Origin of the sequence: Pseudoalteromonas sp. meg-B1, assembly GCF_003173795.1 — a bacterium.
Taxonomy (GTDB): Bacteria; Pseudomonadota; Gammaproteobacteria; order Enterobacterales; family Alteromonadaceae; genus Pseudoalteromonas; species Pseudoalteromonas undina.
The window spans coordinates 929,152-944,307 of the sequence record NZ_QGQU01000001.1 but is presented as its reverse complement, the minus strand read 5'-3'; the positions used below and the strand labels follow the sequence as shown (position 1 = coordinate 944,307).

Annotated in this window: 16 protein-coding genes; 2 read left to right on the top strand and 14 right to left on the bottom strand. The window is 40.5% G+C overall.

Going from position 1 to position 15,156, the window contains the following annotated elements:
- The first annotated feature begins 4 nt into the window (after positions 1-4).
- Positions 5-661, top strand: coding sequence for a 7-cyano-7-deazaguanine synthase QueC (gene queC / locus DK924_RS04595; protein WP_008110177.1), 657 nt, complete (start codon positions 5-7; stop codon positions 659-661).
- A 60-nt stretch (positions 662-721) separates the two neighbouring features.
- On the opposite strand, the gene DK924_RS04590 is transcribed toward queC, so the two are convergent.
- Positions 722-1,171, bottom strand: a complete 450-nt coding sequence (locus tag DK924_RS04590) for an isoprenylcysteine carboxylmethyltransferase family protein (RefSeq protein ID WP_054201169.1) — start codon at positions 1,169-1,171, stop codon at positions 722-724.
- Positions 1,172-1,345: 174 nt separating this feature from the next.
- Here DK924_RS04590 and DK924_RS04585 point away from each other — a divergent pair, with 174 nt between their 5' ends.
- Complete coding sequence (locus tag DK924_RS04585; RefSeq protein WP_010388451.1) at positions 1,346-1,588, top strand: hypothetical protein; 243 nt, start codon at positions 1,346-1,348, stop codon at positions 1,586-1,588.
- An 8-nt stretch (positions 1,589-1,596) separates the two neighbouring features.
- Here the strand turns inward: DK924_RS04585 and DK924_RS04580 are convergent, their stop codons facing one another.
- The 13 genes from DK924_RS04580 to DK924_RS04525 all read right to left on the bottom strand — a co-directional run bounded on the left by DK924_RS04580 (position 1,597) and on the right by DK924_RS04525 (position 15,146).
- Complete coding sequence (locus DK924_RS04580) at positions 1,597-2,610, bottom strand: hypothetical protein (protein ID WP_109874455.1); 1,014 nt, start codon at positions 2,608-2,610, stop codon at positions 1,597-1,599.
- A gap of 95 nt (positions 2,611-2,705) precedes the next feature.
- On the bottom strand, positions 2,706-3,371 hold the full coding sequence (locus tag DK924_RS04575) for a tRNA (adenine(22)-N(1))-methyltransferase TrmK (RefSeq protein ID WP_109874454.1): 666 nt from the start codon (positions 3,369-3,371) through the stop codon (positions 2,706-2,708).
- A gap of 8 nt (positions 3,372-3,379) precedes the next feature.
- Positions 3,380-4,309: a class I SAM-dependent methyltransferase gene (locus DK924_RS04570; protein WP_109874453.1), complete on the bottom strand. Its 930-nt coding sequence runs from the start codon at positions 4,307-4,309 to the stop codon at positions 3,380-3,382.
- Positions 4,310-6,304, bottom strand: a complete 1,995-nt coding sequence (uvrB, locus tag DK924_RS04565) for an excinuclease ABC subunit UvrB (RefSeq protein ID WP_109874452.1) — start codon at positions 6,302-6,304, stop codon at positions 4,310-4,312. It abuts the gene before it with no gap.
- The gene (locus DK924_RS04560; protein ID WP_055013372.1) at positions 6,301-7,680 is read right to left on the bottom strand and encodes an MATE family efflux transporter; all 1,380 of its coding nucleotides are present in this window, start codon (positions 7,678-7,680) and stop codon (positions 6,301-6,303) included. The genes uvrB and DK924_RS04560 overlap by 4 nt, the downstream gene beginning before the upstream one ends.
- Before the next feature lie 657 nt (positions 7,681-8,337).
- The gene (locus DK924_RS04555; RefSeq protein ID WP_109874451.1) at positions 8,338-8,643 is read right to left on the bottom strand and encodes a hypothetical protein; all 306 of its coding nucleotides are present in this window, start codon (positions 8,641-8,643) and stop codon (positions 8,338-8,340) included.
- A 23-nt stretch (positions 8,644-8,666) separates the two neighbouring features.
- Positions 8,667-9,239, bottom strand: a complete 573-nt coding sequence (locus tag DK924_RS04550) for a hypothetical protein (RefSeq protein WP_109874450.1) — start codon at positions 9,237-9,239, stop codon at positions 8,667-8,669.
- Positions 9,239-9,412, bottom strand: a complete 174-nt coding sequence (locus tag DK924_RS18725) for a hypothetical protein (RefSeq protein ID WP_181388741.1) — start codon at positions 9,410-9,412, stop codon at positions 9,239-9,241. The genes DK924_RS04550 and DK924_RS18725 overlap by 1 nt, the downstream gene beginning before the upstream one ends.
- 77 nt (positions 9,413-9,489) lie before the next feature.
- On the bottom strand, positions 9,490-9,714 hold the full coding sequence (locus DK924_RS04545; RefSeq protein WP_109874449.1) for a hypothetical protein: 225 nt from the start codon (positions 9,712-9,714) through the stop codon (positions 9,490-9,492).
- Positions 9,707-11,437 carry a hypothetical protein gene (locus tag DK924_RS04540; RefSeq protein WP_109874448.1) on the bottom strand — a complete coding sequence of 577 codons (1,731 nt, stop codon included), beginning with the start codon at positions 11,435-11,437 and terminating at the stop codon, positions 9,707-9,709. Before DK924_RS04540 ends, DK924_RS04545 begins: the two co-directional genes overlap by 8 nt.
- Positions 11,434-12,075 (bottom strand): hypothetical protein, encoded by a 642-nt coding sequence (locus DK924_RS04535; protein WP_109874447.1) that lies wholly within the window; start codon positions 12,073-12,075, stop codon positions 11,434-11,436. Before DK924_RS04535 ends, DK924_RS04540 begins: the two co-directional genes overlap by 4 nt.
- Positions 12,068-13,030, bottom strand: a complete 963-nt coding sequence (locus DK924_RS04530) for a hypothetical protein (RefSeq protein WP_109874446.1) — start codon at positions 13,028-13,030, stop codon at positions 12,068-12,070. The genes DK924_RS04535 and DK924_RS04530 overlap by 8 nt, the downstream gene beginning before the upstream one ends.
- 4 nt (positions 13,031-13,034) lie before the next feature.
- Positions 13,035-15,146, bottom strand: coding sequence for a hypothetical protein (locus DK924_RS04525; protein WP_109874445.1), 2,112 nt, complete (start codon positions 15,144-15,146; stop codon positions 13,035-13,037).
- Between the last annotated feature and the right edge of the window lie 10 nt (positions 15,147-15,156).

Genomic DNA, 15,156 nt, shown 5'->3' with positions numbered 1-15,156 from the left:
ACGTATGACGCAAAAAGTAGTTGTTATTTATTCCGGCGGTATGGACTCATTTACTGTATTAAATAAAGCCTTGCAGCAAGGCCATGATGTTTATGCCCTCTCGTTTGATTATGGTCAGCGTCATGTTAAAGAACTTAAAGTTGCCGCCAACGTATGTGAAAAGCTAAATGTCCCGCACAAAATTGTTGATATATCAGCAATTAATCAGCTTATTGGTGGTTCGTCGTTAACAGACGATATTGATGTGCCAGAAGGCCATTACGAAGAAGAAAGCATGAAAAGCACCATTGTGCCTAACCGCAATATGATTTTACTTTCCTTAGCGGTAGGTTATGCAGTGTCGCTTAAAGCGAGCAAAGTATATTACGGCGCGCATTCAGGCGATCATGCAATTTACCCTGACTGTCGTCCTGAGTTTGTTAAAAAGATGGATGATGTATGTCGTATTGCAAATTACGATGCAGTAGAAATTTTTAGCCCGTATTTAAACAATACTAAAATCGATATTTTAACCGATGGTATTAAAATGGGCTTAGACTACAGCCAAACATGGACCTGTTATAATGGTCGTGACAAAGCGTGTGGTAAATGTGGTGCCTGCCAAGAACGTTTAGAGGCCTTTGAGCTTAACAACGTGACAGACCCGCTTGAATATGAGTAAAGTTCAACGTTAATACACTAAAAGGCTACCAAGGGTAGCCTTTTTTGTTGCGATAAAACGTTAAAGCCAGCGTTTTACTCGTGATTTATAATCGTCAAATTGCTCACCAAATAACTGATGTAACGCCCGTTCCTCTGGGATTATTTGAAATAAGGTAATGTAAGCAATAAACCCTGCTACACCTAAAAAAGCCCACATTGAACCCAGCCACACGCCCCAGCCTGCTAATATAAACGCAAAACCTAAATACATCGGATTACGAGAGAATTTATAAACACCTGAGGTAACTAAACTAGACGCTTGTTCTGGTTTGTTAGGTAGTACTGTTGTTTTAGCAAACCGGAAACTCACGACCCCAGCAATACAAAATATACACCCAGTAGCGACAAGTGCTAGCGAGAGATAAGTAATAAATGCGCTAAAATCAATCACGGTATAATGTGCAATCAGTGCCATTACAGCAGCAAAAAACACCACAACCACAACCGGTGGAATTTTATTATTTAACATACCTACTCCTTGTATCGATTAAAAAACTTCATAATTACTATATGGTGGCGTCACAAATAATAACAATGACTTATCGAATATTTATAAATACAAATAAAGTTACAATTAATTAGCTTTATGAGCGCTTAATTATGGTTATAATTTAAGCTTAAAGAAAAGTTAAAGGAAGTAATTATGTCTGGCACAACAATGATAGTTCTCATTGTACTTATTTCTGTAGGTTCGGGAGTTATTTACGATATGTATAAAAAGCACCTTGAATTTAAACATAAAGTACAGGACAACAATCAAGACGCACACAAACAACTAGCTGAGGTAACCGCTCAAGTGAGTGAACTTAAACAACGAGTACAAACACTTGAAGCCATTGTTACCGACTCAAGCTACAACGTAAAACAAGAAATAAACAAACTTTAATTTATACGTTACAAGTAATTTGGGTATAAATGTGCGTTTTCAGGCTGCTCAATGCCATGGGCAGCTAAAAAACCACCAATTGCTTGACCACACCCTTGTGGCGCTCGGCCACTGTCTATCTCAAAATTTAACTGATTCGCCTCTTGTTTACCCATTGAGCACAAACTAACTGAACTTGGCGAACGCATAGAAACACTTAACTCGCCTATTTGCTCCGCCTGTACATGCTTACTAAAACGTGCAAAACCTTGGTATTTAAAATGCTCGCTCACATAATCATTACTTATAGCAACCAATGCGGCAATAAAACTATGTAAAAAGCTATTTGTTGTTGTATCCGGTGCTAAAAATGACAAAGTTTTGTTATTAAACTCACTCAGCTGGCAACTATCGCAATGAAGTTTAACCGTATACACCTGCTCACCGGTGATTATAGCTTGGCAGTTAATTAGCTCTATTTGGTTATCCGCAAACACAAGGCGATCTATCAGCTCGTTCAATGAAATATTTTTAAACGATGTACTTTTAACAAGCTCGGGATTTTGTGCCATAACGGGTAAGTCATGATGATTATTAAATGGCGTACTGGTTGCGCCTTGGTGTTGCAGCTGAAAAAGCTCTCTTACCTCATGCTCACGCGCCACTTTTAACGCTAAAAATGCAGTTTGAATAAGCTCCGAGGTAGGCAGGTTCTGCTCTACTGGCCAACGGCGACCAAACAATAGTTTTTTTGCTTTATTATCAGCGCGATAATTGTCTGGGCTAAGTACTGCTACTTGCAAATAAACATCACTGTTTTTTTCAGCTGCTAGCACACTAAAGTGGTTGGAAAAACTAATGTCGTTAAGCACTTCATTAACACTGGCCAGCGTATGCTTGTAACGCAAAAAATGCTGCGGAACAATCCAATTTTTATTAGCCAGTTGTACTAGGGGCGCATACGAAATAGGTTGCTCGTAACTGTGTTGCCATTTTTGCCCATCATCTAATAATGACTCAATTTTTGTGTTGTTATCTGACATATATAAACCAAATAAATCTGCCTAGCGGCAAGATATTAACTATGAAGCACTTTACGTAGTTAATCATAAAAAGCGATCACACTTTTTGGCAGTATTTAGCGTTCAAATACGCGTTGATACTCTGTTATAACTTTTTGATAGTAAAGTCTATCTTTATTGAGCATTCGAGTATAATGGTCAAGCAATTGTTGCTGATATTGATGATGTTGAGGGTTATGTGTATCCCACATATGAGCCCCCGTTTTAGTGATAGTGCCCGTGGCATTAAAACTGACTTGTAGCACTTCGTAAAAACGCTTGTTTTCAACAATAATTTGCTCGCTATCGAGCTGTAAATTACACGCCTGTAAACCCGCACGTACTTTATAAAGGTGCATAATAGGGCAAATAATAAAACTAAGCTGTTTAAGGCTTTGTGGGTTATTAGCAATAATTTGCTGAATTAGCTTTAAGCATAAATCGCCCCCTACCCCAGCAATAACAATTACTTGCTTGGTATCTGTTGGCAATTTAATCTGTGCAACATCTTCGCAGTGCACTTGCCATGAAGGCAAAGACTTTCCTTGCTCAAATTGTTGTAGCGACTGCTCAAGCGCTTCCATTAACTCTGGAATAATATCAACAAAGTTTATTTGTTTGGCTATGCCGCGCTCAAGTAATGCCATACCTAAAAAGCCATGATCGCAACAACAATCCCAAACAATATCGTAAGACTGTGTAATTAACGAATTGATGGCGTTTAAACGTTTACTCAGTTTCATTTAACTCACTATGTTTTTGTTTTGTACACCAATGCTTTTAAGCTTTTATCGCTATCAATTTCAATAAAGCGATCGGTAGGTTCTAGGCGTTTAACAAACTCAATAGCACCTTGAGTATGCTCTTCAATAAGTGCTTTAAAATCGTTTTCTGTAAGCTCTGGGCTATTAGCGCATAGCAATAACTGTGTAGTATCGTTTAAAAGCTCAGGAAGTCTGCGCAGCACTTTTTGATAGTCTTTGGTTAAAATAAAACTGCCTTTTTGAAAACTGGGCGGATCAACAATAATTAAATCAAACGGTGCGGCTTTTTTTAGCTTACCAAACGACTTTAAAATATCGTGCGGTAAAAAACTGACCCCACGATCGACATTATTGAGTTGGTGGTTTTGCTTACCCACTTTTAACACACCTTTGCTCATATCCATGTTCATCACATGATCTGCACCGCCGTGCATAGCCGCAACCGAAAAACCACAGGTATAAGAAAACAAATTAAGTACTTTGGCGTGCTTACTATTTTGCATGACAAACTCACGGCCTTTTCGCATATCAGGAAAAATACCGGTGTTTTGCTTACTCATTAAATCAACCAAAAAACGCACCCCATTTTCGGCTACACTATGACGAACTGGCAGTTGACCGTGAACAAGGGTGTTATGGCTTTGTAGCCCAGCTCGCTGTTGATACACCAATGCAGTAATTAACTCTGGATGATGTTGTTGTGCCCATTGCCATAACGTATCGGTGAGTGCAGCGAGTGTTTCCTCGTCAATTTCACTGTATGACACCAAAAACAAACTTGGTGGGTAAAAGTCTAAGTTAATATGACTAAGCGCTTCCACACTGTGGCCACGCCCATGAAAAACGCGGCAAAGCTCATTGTCGGAAAAAGGCGTGTCTGCCAAAGCATTTATAAGGGGAGTAAAATCGGTTGTCATTTAATTAATCAACTGTTGTTGTAGTTCATGTATTTCGTCGCGCACTGAGGCGGCTTTTTCAAATTCTAAATCACTGGCATACGCATGCATTTTGGTCTCTAACTGCTTAATTTGCGTTGCAATCTCTTTAGCACTGAGGATTTTTTTAGAGTCTTTACGAATAAGCTGTAGATTGTCTTGCGGTGAGGCATCTTCACCTACATCCATTACATCAAGTATTTTTTTAACCAAGGCACTGGGCTCAATACCGTGCTTAACATTATAAGCGTGTTGTATTTCTCGACGTCGGTCAGTTTCTTCAATGGCTTTGGCCATCGATTTAGTCACTCTGTCACCGTATAAAATAGCGCGACCATCAAGGTGGCGCGCCGCACGGCCTATTGTTTGAATAAGTGAGCGTGCTGAACGTAAAAAGCCTTCTTTATCGGCATCTAAAATAGCCACTAGTGCAACTTCTGGCATATCTAAGCCTTCACGTAGTAAGTTAATGCCTACTAACACATCAAATACACCGGCACGTAAATCACGAATAATTTCTACCCGCTCTACGGTATCAATGTCAGAGTGTAAATAACGTACTTTTACATTGTGCTCACTCAGGTAGTCGGTCAAATCCTCAGCCATACGTTTGGTAAGCGTGGTTACAAGCACTCGCTCTTTTAATTCAACACATTTGTAAATTTCTGAGAGTAAATCATCAACCTGATCGCCTACCGGGCGCACTTCAATAACAGGGTCAAGTAAGCCGGTTGGACGAATAACCTGCTCTGCAACTTCGCCGTTGCTGCGCTCTAATTCAAAGTCGCCCGGGGTGGCCGATACATAAATGGTTTGTGGTGCAATGGCCTCAAACTCTTCAAAACGCAGTGGCCTGTTATCCATAGCTGAGGGCATTCTAAAACCATATTCAACGAGGTTTTCTTTACGGCTTCTATCACCTTTATACATGGCACCGATTTGCGATACGGTTACGTGCGATTCATCAATAATCATTAATGCATCGTCGGGTAAATAGTCCAGTAATGTTGGCGGTGGATCGCCAGGTGTACGCCCCGATAAATAACGGCTGTAGTTTTCAATACCAGAGCAATAACCAAGCTCGGTCATCATTTCTATATCGTATTGGGTACGCTGAGCTATGCGTTGCTCTTCGACTAACTTATTTGCGCTGAGCAATTGTGCTCTGCGCTCTTTAAGTTCGGTTTTAATTTTTTCTATGGCTTCGAGAATTTTTTCTCGTGGCGTTACATAGTGAGTTTTAGGATAAATAGTGGCACGCACTATGTGTTTTTCTACCGCACCGGTTAATGGGTCAAAAATACTTAAGCGTTCAACTTCGTCATCAAACATTTCTACACGCACTGCATAGGTGTCTGATTCAGCTGGAAATATATCAACTACTTCACCACGAACGCGGTATGTACCGCGACTAAAATCAATATCGTTTCGCGTATATTGTAGCTCTGCAAGACGGCGCAGCATGTCACGTTGGTCGACCTTTTCACCCACTTTTAAAAGGAGCATCATTTTCATGTATGAGTCAGGATCGCCCAAACCATAAATTGCCGATACTGACGCAACGATGATGGTATCGCGTCGCTCTAAAAGCGCTTTGGTGGCGCTGAGTCGCATTTGCTCTATATGCTCATTAATAGATGCGTCTTTTTCGATAAAGGTGTCGCTGGCTACCACATAGGCTTCAGGTTGGTAGTAATCGTAGTAAGATACAAAGTATTCAACCGCATTGTGTGGAAAAAATTCTTTCATTTCGCCATACAACTGAGCCGCTAAGGTTTTATTATGCGCCATAATAATAGTTGGCCGGTTTAAATCACTAATAATGTTAGCCATAGTGAACGTTTTACCTGTTCCCGTTGCGCCTAATAAGGTTTGCTGGGCCAGTCCGGCTTCTAAGCCTTCACACAACTGAGCAATAGCGGTTGGCTGATCCCCTGCGGGTTTAAATTTTGATACTAGCTGAAAATGATCGCTCAATGACTACACTCCTGTAATGCTTGACTGCTTAACGCTTCAATTTCTTTCATAAACCACTTGTAGGCTACAAGTGCTGTAAATAAATTACCAATGGCCGCGCCAATAAACAAGCCGATTAAGCCTGCAAGTTCGTTCCCGATATACGCAAAGGGAATATAAAAAACAAACAATCGAATAACGCTTAAAACTAAGGCGTTCATGGGTTTGTGTAAAGCGTTAAACGAGGAGTTTGATAAAATGATCACTCCTTGCAAGCCATAACTTAAAGGAATGGTATAAATAAACAGCTTGATGACATCAACAACCGCTTGCTCTTTACCAAATATTTCACTAATGACGCCTGAAAAAATAATTAAAATAATATAGATAATGAACTGCCACAACATTACAAACTTGAGCGTACCTAGGTAGGCATCTTTTACGCGAGAAAAATGACTCGCTCCAAAGTTTTGGCTAATAAAAGGTGGCAAGGTCATCGACAAGGCTAATACCACTAAACTCGCTATTGACTCTATTCGACTCCCTACCCCAAAAGCAGCCACGGCTTCGGGGCCATGATGAGCAACCAATGCAGTCATTACTGCCATAGCAACTGGGGTGAGCATGTTAGCACCCGCTGCCGGTAAACCAATTTTTAAAATTTTACGAATTGCACCAATAACAGTTTGTTTGCCCGCTTTTAAACTAAGTAACTGCTTTTTAGCAATTAATATGTATAAAATAATCGCCACTCCAACTGCCCAAGCTATTACACTGGCAATAGCAGCCCCTTTAATGCCTAATGCGGGAATGGGACCAAAGCCAAAAATCAGCATAGGATCGAGTACGGCATTTATAAGTCCAGCCCCCCCCATAATAATACTCGGTGTTTTAGTATCACCGCTCGCACGCAGTACAGAATTGCCAATCATTGGGGTAATTAAAAACACACTGCCCAAAAACCAAATACTAATATACTGATGAATTAGCGGGAGTACTTGCTCCCCAGCCCCAAGCAACGTAAATATTGGATCAATCAATAGATAGCCACTAGCAGATAAAATTAATACTAATATTACCGCTACCAACAACGAAACACTGGCATCAAAACGCGCTTCTTCTAAATTGTTACTGCCTAATGCTTTTGCAATAACCGCAGAAGTCCCTATACCTAAACCAATTGCTAAACTAATCACGGTAAAAGTAACAGGAAATGTAAAACTAACTGCAGCAAGCGGCTCTGTACCCAATAAACTAATAAAAAAAGTATCAACTATGTTGAACATCATCAGGGTAATCATCCCAAAGATCATTGGAACGGTCATTTTCTTTAACGTAGGCAAGATTGGAGCAGTGAGTAAATCAGGGCGAGTATGTGATTGAGAATGTGCGCGCATAAAATAAATAAGCCTCTTTTACTGAACGGCATATTTTAAAGCATCCGGAGAGTTCAAGCCATGCTTTATTAAATCTAAACAACTAAATCAGCCTTTAATCTACAAACTATTACTTTTACGCTGTTGTAAATAAATTTTGCACAAACACATTAAAAATCAAATTAAATACATTTATGTAACTTTTGCAACATTTACCTTTTAGATTTTGTTGCTTTATTACACAGTTAGCGATGATGCTTTATCGTCACGAAAAATTTTATTTATCGTTTAGGTGGCTATCTAAGCTGAATCATAAGCCTTTGTTTTTTAATATATAAAAAAAAAGCTTTTTAATACTTGAAATCGTTGTAGCGCCCTACAGTGCTGGGGGTGCTGATGTTCTTAAAGTTTAATAAACAGAGTTATCCACAGAAACCGTGGATAACTCATTCAACCCCGCGTTTATAAAGGGCTACAACCCGGTGCAAATTTAACAGTGTTGTGGTTTTTTTACGTTATCAATATGGAAACAGCGCAAAATGGTTTTGTAACTGTAGCCGCCGAGCAAAATTGGGTAATAGCGCGGGTTTAGTTGGGTAAATGTAAATTACCCACTATAGGCGCGCGGGTTTAGTTGGGTAATCAAAGGGGATAAAAAAGCAGCTTTCGCTGCTTATTTTAATGGGTATTTATCTTTGCTAACTTAAGTAAGGCTGAAATAGATTGAGATAAGTCCTCGCCTGTTTCGTATTGCCTATCTATAAGCTCCTCTGCGCCTCTAATCAACTCTATAAAGTCACTGCTAGGGTTGTTCGTAAAACCTCTTAATTGGTCTGTACGGCTCGATAGTTTGCGATTTCGTACAAGCTCAACAATATCTTTCGGAACTCCCTCTTGTTTCAACAAGTTGCATAGCTCAACAAGTGATTCATCAGTTATTTTTTGTAAGTGCCTCTCGGGTATTTTTACCATAGATTCCAGCATGTAGAACCTATAAGAAAACACGACTAGAGCGATAACACCGCAAAGCAACAACAATACAATAAGAACATCCATACATATTTGCCTTTTAACTTACCACGGGAAAATAGCGCTAACGCTAAAAAAAGCAGATTAGCATTTATCCCAATGCTATATATATCCCACAGTAGCCAACTATCATCACTGTATAAGTTAGGGCTACTATCAAAATTAAGTGCAACAACATTACGATCAATAAACATTAAGGTGTTTAAAAAGGCGTTGAGCGCCATTGTTATAAACACCAGTTTAACCTGATCACTAAACATCACACCAATGAACCAATGAACACCGAGTACCAAGAACGCTTGAGCTAAAGAAAACAAAGCCCAGATTAAATACCAATAATAAACCTGGTCTTGAACGCTGAGCAGGTTTATTACGTTACCATGCAAGTAACCACCTAGCGCTAGACCCACCGACATTACACCGGCAGATATAGCAATAGATAAGCTTTTTGGTTTTTGATAGAGCGCCAATAAAAACGATACTATAAAAGCAATTAACTCTAACTTGTTGAGCGAAAAGCTTAATAAAACGTTTAAAGTTGGCAAGTCCACTATTTTGGTCTTTTAGGGTTTAGAGGGTGTCCGCCTCCGCCATTTTGAATTGAAACTTCATCGTTTAGAAGAGCTGCAAAGTCTTGTTTGCTTTGCTCTGGATTGTCTTGAACGGTGTTTACTTTATTTAGTTGTTCTAATGGCTTAGGTGCTGTTGGGGTTGTAACATTCATATTTAAACTCCTTTATAAATAAATACGAGCTTCGAAATTTACATTAGCAGCAAGCCATTTACAATATGCGCACGCTATTAAACTTCAATCTCTGTATAAGGCAATGTAGGTGCTGCACCCATAATACGGCCATTTTCAACGTATACAGCGCCTTGCTGAACACTATCCCCTAGCGCAATGCTTTGGCTACTGTCGCTATACTCGACTAATGTCGTACCGTTTGGGTTAACTGTGACTATGGTTGCTATTGTGCGTTGTGTTTTATCGAGTACTGAGCCTAGGCGGTTTAGTGTATTAGACATTGCTGATCACCTTAATAGTTTGGCTTACCGTTATAGCGCCTTGCGCGTTAATAGAGGCGTTTATGGTTAGGCTGTCGCAGGTGGCTTTATAGGTAGAGTTGCTATAGCTAACACCTACTAACATGCCTGGGCGAATGGGTGGCAGATCAGCTTTTATTTTAGTGCGCATTGTCGCTTGCTGCTTGTTACCACTGTTTGCTAACTCACACGTGCCGCGCTGTCTTGCTGCTTGGTTATCTGTTATTAGGCTGTCTACCACATCACTTGCAAACTTATCGCCTAGCGTACCTGCACGCTTTATTTTACAGGCTACGCCTTGCTGTTCACCTCGCACAAATACCGCGTTATGCTCTTGGTTAATGGTTTGGCTTGTATTGTGCTCAAGTATGATTGAGTCGTTTAGTATTACATCACAAATAGCGTTGTCAGTGTCCCATGGCATTACAGGCCAAAGCGGCACAATAGATACCGTTTTGTTTGCGTTATCTATATCAAGCATTGCGCCTACCGATTTAGCCACGCTTAATAATGCTGCCGCTGGGGTTAAATTTGTATAGCTAAATGCCCCTGTTGGTATTGCGTAATCAATCATTTGATTGTCGAGTGACCAGCCCGTATTTATTAAAATATCAGACATGATCCCCGCAAGTGTTTTAGCCGTTGGGTTAGCGTAATTGGTAGCGCGTGCGTATGGTGCTGATAGTAAGGCAAAACGACTACGGCAGCTTGCGCTATAACTTGCATTTGCAAAGCTATTACTGGTGCTTGGCTGCTCGCAAATTACATAAAAATCGTAGCCATTTATTGAGATTTTAAGCTCTTGGCCCAGGGCACGATCAAAGTCGATACGCGAACAGAATTTAATGTTACATGTGGCGCTAAATTGACCGCGTGAAATAGAATAACTAACGCTGCTAATTAGTATTTTTAAGTCGTCTGATACACGCACACAATCGATAGTTGGCTGCATAATGTATGTATTCCTAATCTGGGGTTCAATGGGTATTTTTCGGTCAATAGTTGGTACATCGTCATCACCACGAACTAGGCCACCGGGTAAGCCCCAGTAGCATATTTTATCGGGGTTATTAAAACGCATAACTAAGCGGCCATTGTGCAATTGTGCAGGCTCTGAAAACTCTAAATTTACATAGCCTTTAAATGGATGATTTCGCCAGTAACAAATGTATTGCTTGTCTGTTTCGCCGTAGTGTATTACAAGTTGTTGGGAGTTCAAATTTGGGTTTGATGACCATTTAAAGGTATGCTTTGCTTCTATTATTGGCCTGTAATTCCAGTGTAGAGAGGTCTCTTGTAACTCGCTATCCAAAAATGTGAGCCAATATGTTGAAGTAGTCTGGCTTTCTCTGAGTAGTTTCGTTAGCCAATCTGAACTCGCTTCATTATGTTCTATTTTGGTGTTCGTTTTAAATGACAACAACACATCATTAACTACTGGCAAGCTGATAGACCATAATGCTGTAAATTCCTGTTTATTTGTATCACCATGAAGCCATGGCATAACTACAGTATTCGTAATGTTTATTGAAGACCAAACGTTGTTGACTTCTGTTTGTATTACTTCGTTAGTTACCCAGCTAGCTACAAAATCAATACCGATAGGTGTTAACGCTGGCTCAACAACATCAATGGTAAAGCTAAGTTTGATTGGTGATGTCGTTATTTCTTGCGAGTAACGTTGCTTAAACCTAATTTCAATCATTGTGATAAGTCTGTTATTTCTGCAATTACTCCATCTAAAATACCGCCTGTATAAGCTAGGTTATCATCAAGAATTATGCAGGTTAGTAATGGGTCAACGCCATATTTTGCTGGCAGTATAATTTCAATAAAGGGTGCGCTTACTTTGCAGTAATAAAGACGTTTAGCGCTCTCTCTATCAAGAATAATTAGACGTTCGGCATCTGGATCTAAATCTATATTTAACTTAGATGCAGGCGTTGCTGTTAAACCTGTTTTTACAGTAGTCGTTTGAAGTATATTTTCAGCAATAAAGCTATCAATTGTCACATCAATAAAGTTTAGGCCCGTTACTGTATCCGATGGCGATTTATAATATATTTGTATTGCTGATACATCTTGAGACGGTGAATAATCACGTTCAGTCCAGTTACCATCTGGGTAAGCCTGATAATCTCTTCGTGCGCCGTTATTTAGTATTTCAACACAACGGCAGCGTGAAGAAGAACCTCCAACTGGGTAAAATCTATATAAACGCCCTGGTGTAACCTCAATTGGTAAGCTGGTTTTTGCACCGGGGGATTCTAAATACCCGGTGCCACTTCCATTATAAAAAATATAACTATCTGGTGAAATATCACCTACAAATAAGTTAGTCATCCCAAACCTCAATATTTAAAACTAACCTGTTAGGGATATTGCTTACTGCTTTAAGTAATAGGTAGTTATCACCATAATTGACTGTAGCAGGCCAAATCATATTCTCCGGATGGCCAACAAGTGTGCTGTTTAGGCCGGGTAGCGAACCTCTAACCGCTGGCGTAATAGCGCTTTCTATAATAGGAGTGCCATTTCTATCAATCGCACTGCTATAATCTTTATGAAATAGGTGCACCTTACTAAGGGTATTTGATGGAATTATGTTTGTTGTTGGTATTGGCATGGCGGCTCTAAATGGAAGCTCATGGGGAACATAAAGGGAAAAATCTGTACCTCCATCTGCATCATAAATTTTAGTGCCATCAAGCTCCGACTGCTGTGCATAATTCAGAAACATAATATTTGTTCCATAAGATGCTGCTGCCGATGTACTTTCTAAAGAGGTGTTTTCAGATATAAACGAGCAAATAGCTACAAACTTAGCTGAATCACCAGTGTTTGCGTTCGCTAAATCCCCTACAAAAAAACCGCTTTGGTGATTTGTTCCCGGCATATCGTAACTACCTACGTCACAAAAAAAGCAATAAAACGCTTTATCTGTTCCTACAACTACCCACGCTATATTTTTATCTTTAAATACTTTAAAAGCTTGTTTCCAGCCTGTATTTTCTAAATTATCAACGCCAATTACATTACGCGCGGATTGAACGCGCACACCTGTATCATCGTCTAATCCTGTTGTACTGCTAAACACAACAGAATGGCCCGAGCCAAGATTTTTATATGAACATGCAAGTGGTTCGTTTAACTCTTTAATCCAGCCCAATGGTAATTTAGTGCCGTAACCTGTTACTAAACATTTATCTAAAATGTTAACTAATTCGCTATACGTGCAATTACCTGCTTGCGGTGCGCCGGGGTCATCCCATCTATAAACGGTTGGTGTTTGAGGCATTGTTTTAATCCTTATTTCCACGAAAACTGAGTGTTGAATTGTCACGCACTATTTCAGAGTGCCCGGGTGATACTGAGCGTGTAACCATAGTGGGTTTACTGGCGGCTATGGTTTCAAACAAAAACGCTTCACCAGGGTTTAATCCGGCACCAAATGCTGCTTTGCGTAATATGAAATACGGTGCGCCTGCAAAGCTATTAATAGGTGTGCAGTCGTTTAGAATGTCACCGCTGTATATATTGCCTACAAACTCACCAATAACGTTGTAAGCGGTCGTTGAGGTAAACACGATTGCCCAGCGCTGGGCTATTACACCGATGTTTGTAACTTCAATTGGATATTGAGTGGTGTTAATGGCGCTTGATGCCGATGCGCCAAAATCAGCAAAGTTATTTTGCCATGCAGCTAGTGTGCGCTCGTCTTTTGTTTGCGCCTGAAAGTCACCTAAAACCTGTACGCTGCTGAGTGTTGCACCAGCTGGATAAGCGCGGCTAAGGGGTGTTAGTAGGCTTATTTGATTGCCTTGTATGGTGTCAATTAATGCAAGCTCTGACTGAATGGCCGTTACTATGTACGGGGCTGTAAAAGCACTAATGCCTGCATTTATTGTTAGCTCGCCTGTGGCACTATCGTAGCTGTAGTTATCATCGGTTACAGACCAAAGGCTTGCACCTGTGCTATCTACAATGTCGATAAAGTCAGCATCGGCCAATACGTTTAATACTTGGCCGCTCGTTAGTGTTGCTGCGCTTGACCGTGAACGGTTTTGCACACTCACCGGTGTAAATTCGTGGAAAATACGCACATTACCGTTATTTGGTAATGTTGAGGTATCAAAGCCGCCTGGTGGTGAGGGTACGGTGGTTACTTCCACTTGGTTATAGTCGTAAGTAATAGATGCAGGCTTTACCCCTTGGCTAAACTCAATATCAACATAGCCCGTTTCGCTTACTGTGCCGGTGCAATTTGTGCCGGTAATATTACCGCTTAAATCGCTTGATGCTGAGAACGTAGTGCCGGTTGCACTCTCGTAAGTGATATAAAGCGAGTCGCGTGCAAAGCTGCTGTCTGGTAACTGCCACTGCTTAGCGCTGATTGTACGATCGCCTTTTTCTATAATAGCGCCTAAGTTTTCGGTAATTGTGCCGCTGTAGTCTACAGGGTCAATTTCAGTAATAACGCCTGTGTCATAATTAATGGTCGCAAAAACGTAACCGGCTGAAATAAAGCGCCCTTGACCATCATCTGTGTATATGGTTTCTTCGGTGGCTTTTTTAAGGCGCACATGGCCTTTTAAAACACGCTCACCCGCGCCTAGCGTAATAGTTTGGCTAGTCGTAAATGAGTGAAAACGTAAGTCCTGAGTAGACATATAAAAGAGCGTAAAATACTGGTCTTTGGTAACAGCTGGGTTAAGCGTGGCTGATATTGAATTACCCACACGGGTTAACTCTTCTTGAGTAAGCTTTTTAGTTATTGTTACTAGCCTATTCCCGCCAATTGAACCCTGCCCTGTGTAGGCTTGATACTGATATTCAGCATAAAAATTAGGGCTTTGAGTGAGTAAATCGGGCACCTCAATATTTACTTCTGATATTTTGCCATAGCTTAAAAGTCGCTTAGTTCTGTAAATGGCTAACTCTTCGGCTTGAGGTCGCAAGCCAATTTTAGAGCTAACAGTTTTAATGCTTGGCGTTAACGAGCGGCTAACCGACTCAACGCTAAGCGATTGGCCTTGTGCAGCAACTTGTGCGGTTAATAAGCTCGTACCGTGGTATTTGGTTGTTTCTGCGGCGAGTAAAGGCAGCATGTCGGCTACGGTGTCAGTGTCTTTTAGCTCTTGTGCTTCTACCAGCAGTACGTTTACAAGTGCATCGTCTGGTTGGTCACTTAAGAATATATGCGCATCTTGCAAGCGGCTTGCATCGTCTGTGCTAAGTGCTGGGTACAGTTTTACTAAATCAAACGATGAACGCGCATGATCAATATCACTAATTGAGCTAAACACATCGTTAAGTTTACCGCTCACAATTGCATTGCTGGTACGGTGGCCGCCAGCGTATAGCTCGTTACCAATGCGCTGTGGTTTAAATATTTTTAAATCGGTTCTAAGCATTATTTGGCCT

What these genes read in the sequence shown, in the direction of transcription:
- queC (WP_008110177.1), top strand. Translation starts at nt 5, where the DNA reads ATGACGCAAAAAGTAGTTGTTATTTATTCCGGCGGTATGGACTCATTT.
- DK924_RS04590 (WP_054201169.1), bottom strand. Translation starts at nt 1,171, where the DNA reads ATGTTAAATAATAAAATTCCACCGGTTGTGGTTGTGGTGTTTTTTGCT.
- DK924_RS04585 (WP_010388451.1), top strand. Translation starts at nt 1,346, where the DNA reads ATGTCTGGCACAACAATGATAGTTCTCATTGTACTTATTTCTGTAGGT.
- DK924_RS04580 (WP_109874455.1), bottom strand. Translation starts at nt 2,610, where the DNA reads ATGTCAGATAACAACACAAAAATTGAGTCATTATTAGATGATGGGCAA.
- DK924_RS04575 (WP_109874454.1), bottom strand. Translation starts at nt 3,371, where the DNA reads ATGAAACTGAGTAAACGTTTAAACGCCATCAATTCGTTAATTACACAG.
- DK924_RS04570 (WP_109874453.1), bottom strand. Translation starts at nt 4,309, where the DNA reads ATGACAACCGATTTTACTCCCCTTATAAATGCTTTGGCAGACACGCCT.
- DK924_RS04560 (WP_055013372.1), bottom strand. Translation starts at nt 7,680, where the DNA reads ATGCGCGCACATTCTCAATCACATACTCGCCCTGATTTACTCACTGCT.
- DK924_RS04555 (WP_109874451.1), bottom strand. Translation starts at nt 8,643, where the DNA reads ATGCTGGAATCTATGGTAAAAATACCCGAGAGGCACTTACAAAAAATA.
- DK924_RS18725 (WP_181388741.1), bottom strand. Translation starts at nt 9,412, where the DNA reads ATGAATGTTACAACCCCAACAGCACCTAAGCCATTAGAACAACTAAAT.
- DK924_RS04545 (WP_109874449.1), bottom strand. Translation starts at nt 9,714, where the DNA reads ATGTCTAATACACTAAACCGCCTAGGCTCAGTACTCGATAAAACACAA.
- DK924_RS04540 (WP_109874448.1), bottom strand. Translation starts at nt 11,437, where the DNA reads ATGATTGAAATTAGGTTTAAGCAACGTTACTCGCAAGAAATAACGACA.
- DK924_RS04535 (WP_109874447.1), bottom strand. Translation starts at nt 12,075, where the DNA reads ATGACTAACTTATTTGTAGGTGATATTTCACCAGATAGTTATATTTTT.
- DK924_RS04530 (WP_109874446.1), bottom strand. Translation starts at nt 13,030, where the DNA reads ATGCCTCAAACACCAACCGTTTATAGATGGGATGACCCCGGCGCACCG.
- DK924_RS04525 (WP_109874445.1), bottom strand. Translation starts at nt 15,146, where the DNA reads ATGCTTAGAACCGATTTAAAAATATTTAAACCACAGCGCATTGGTAAC.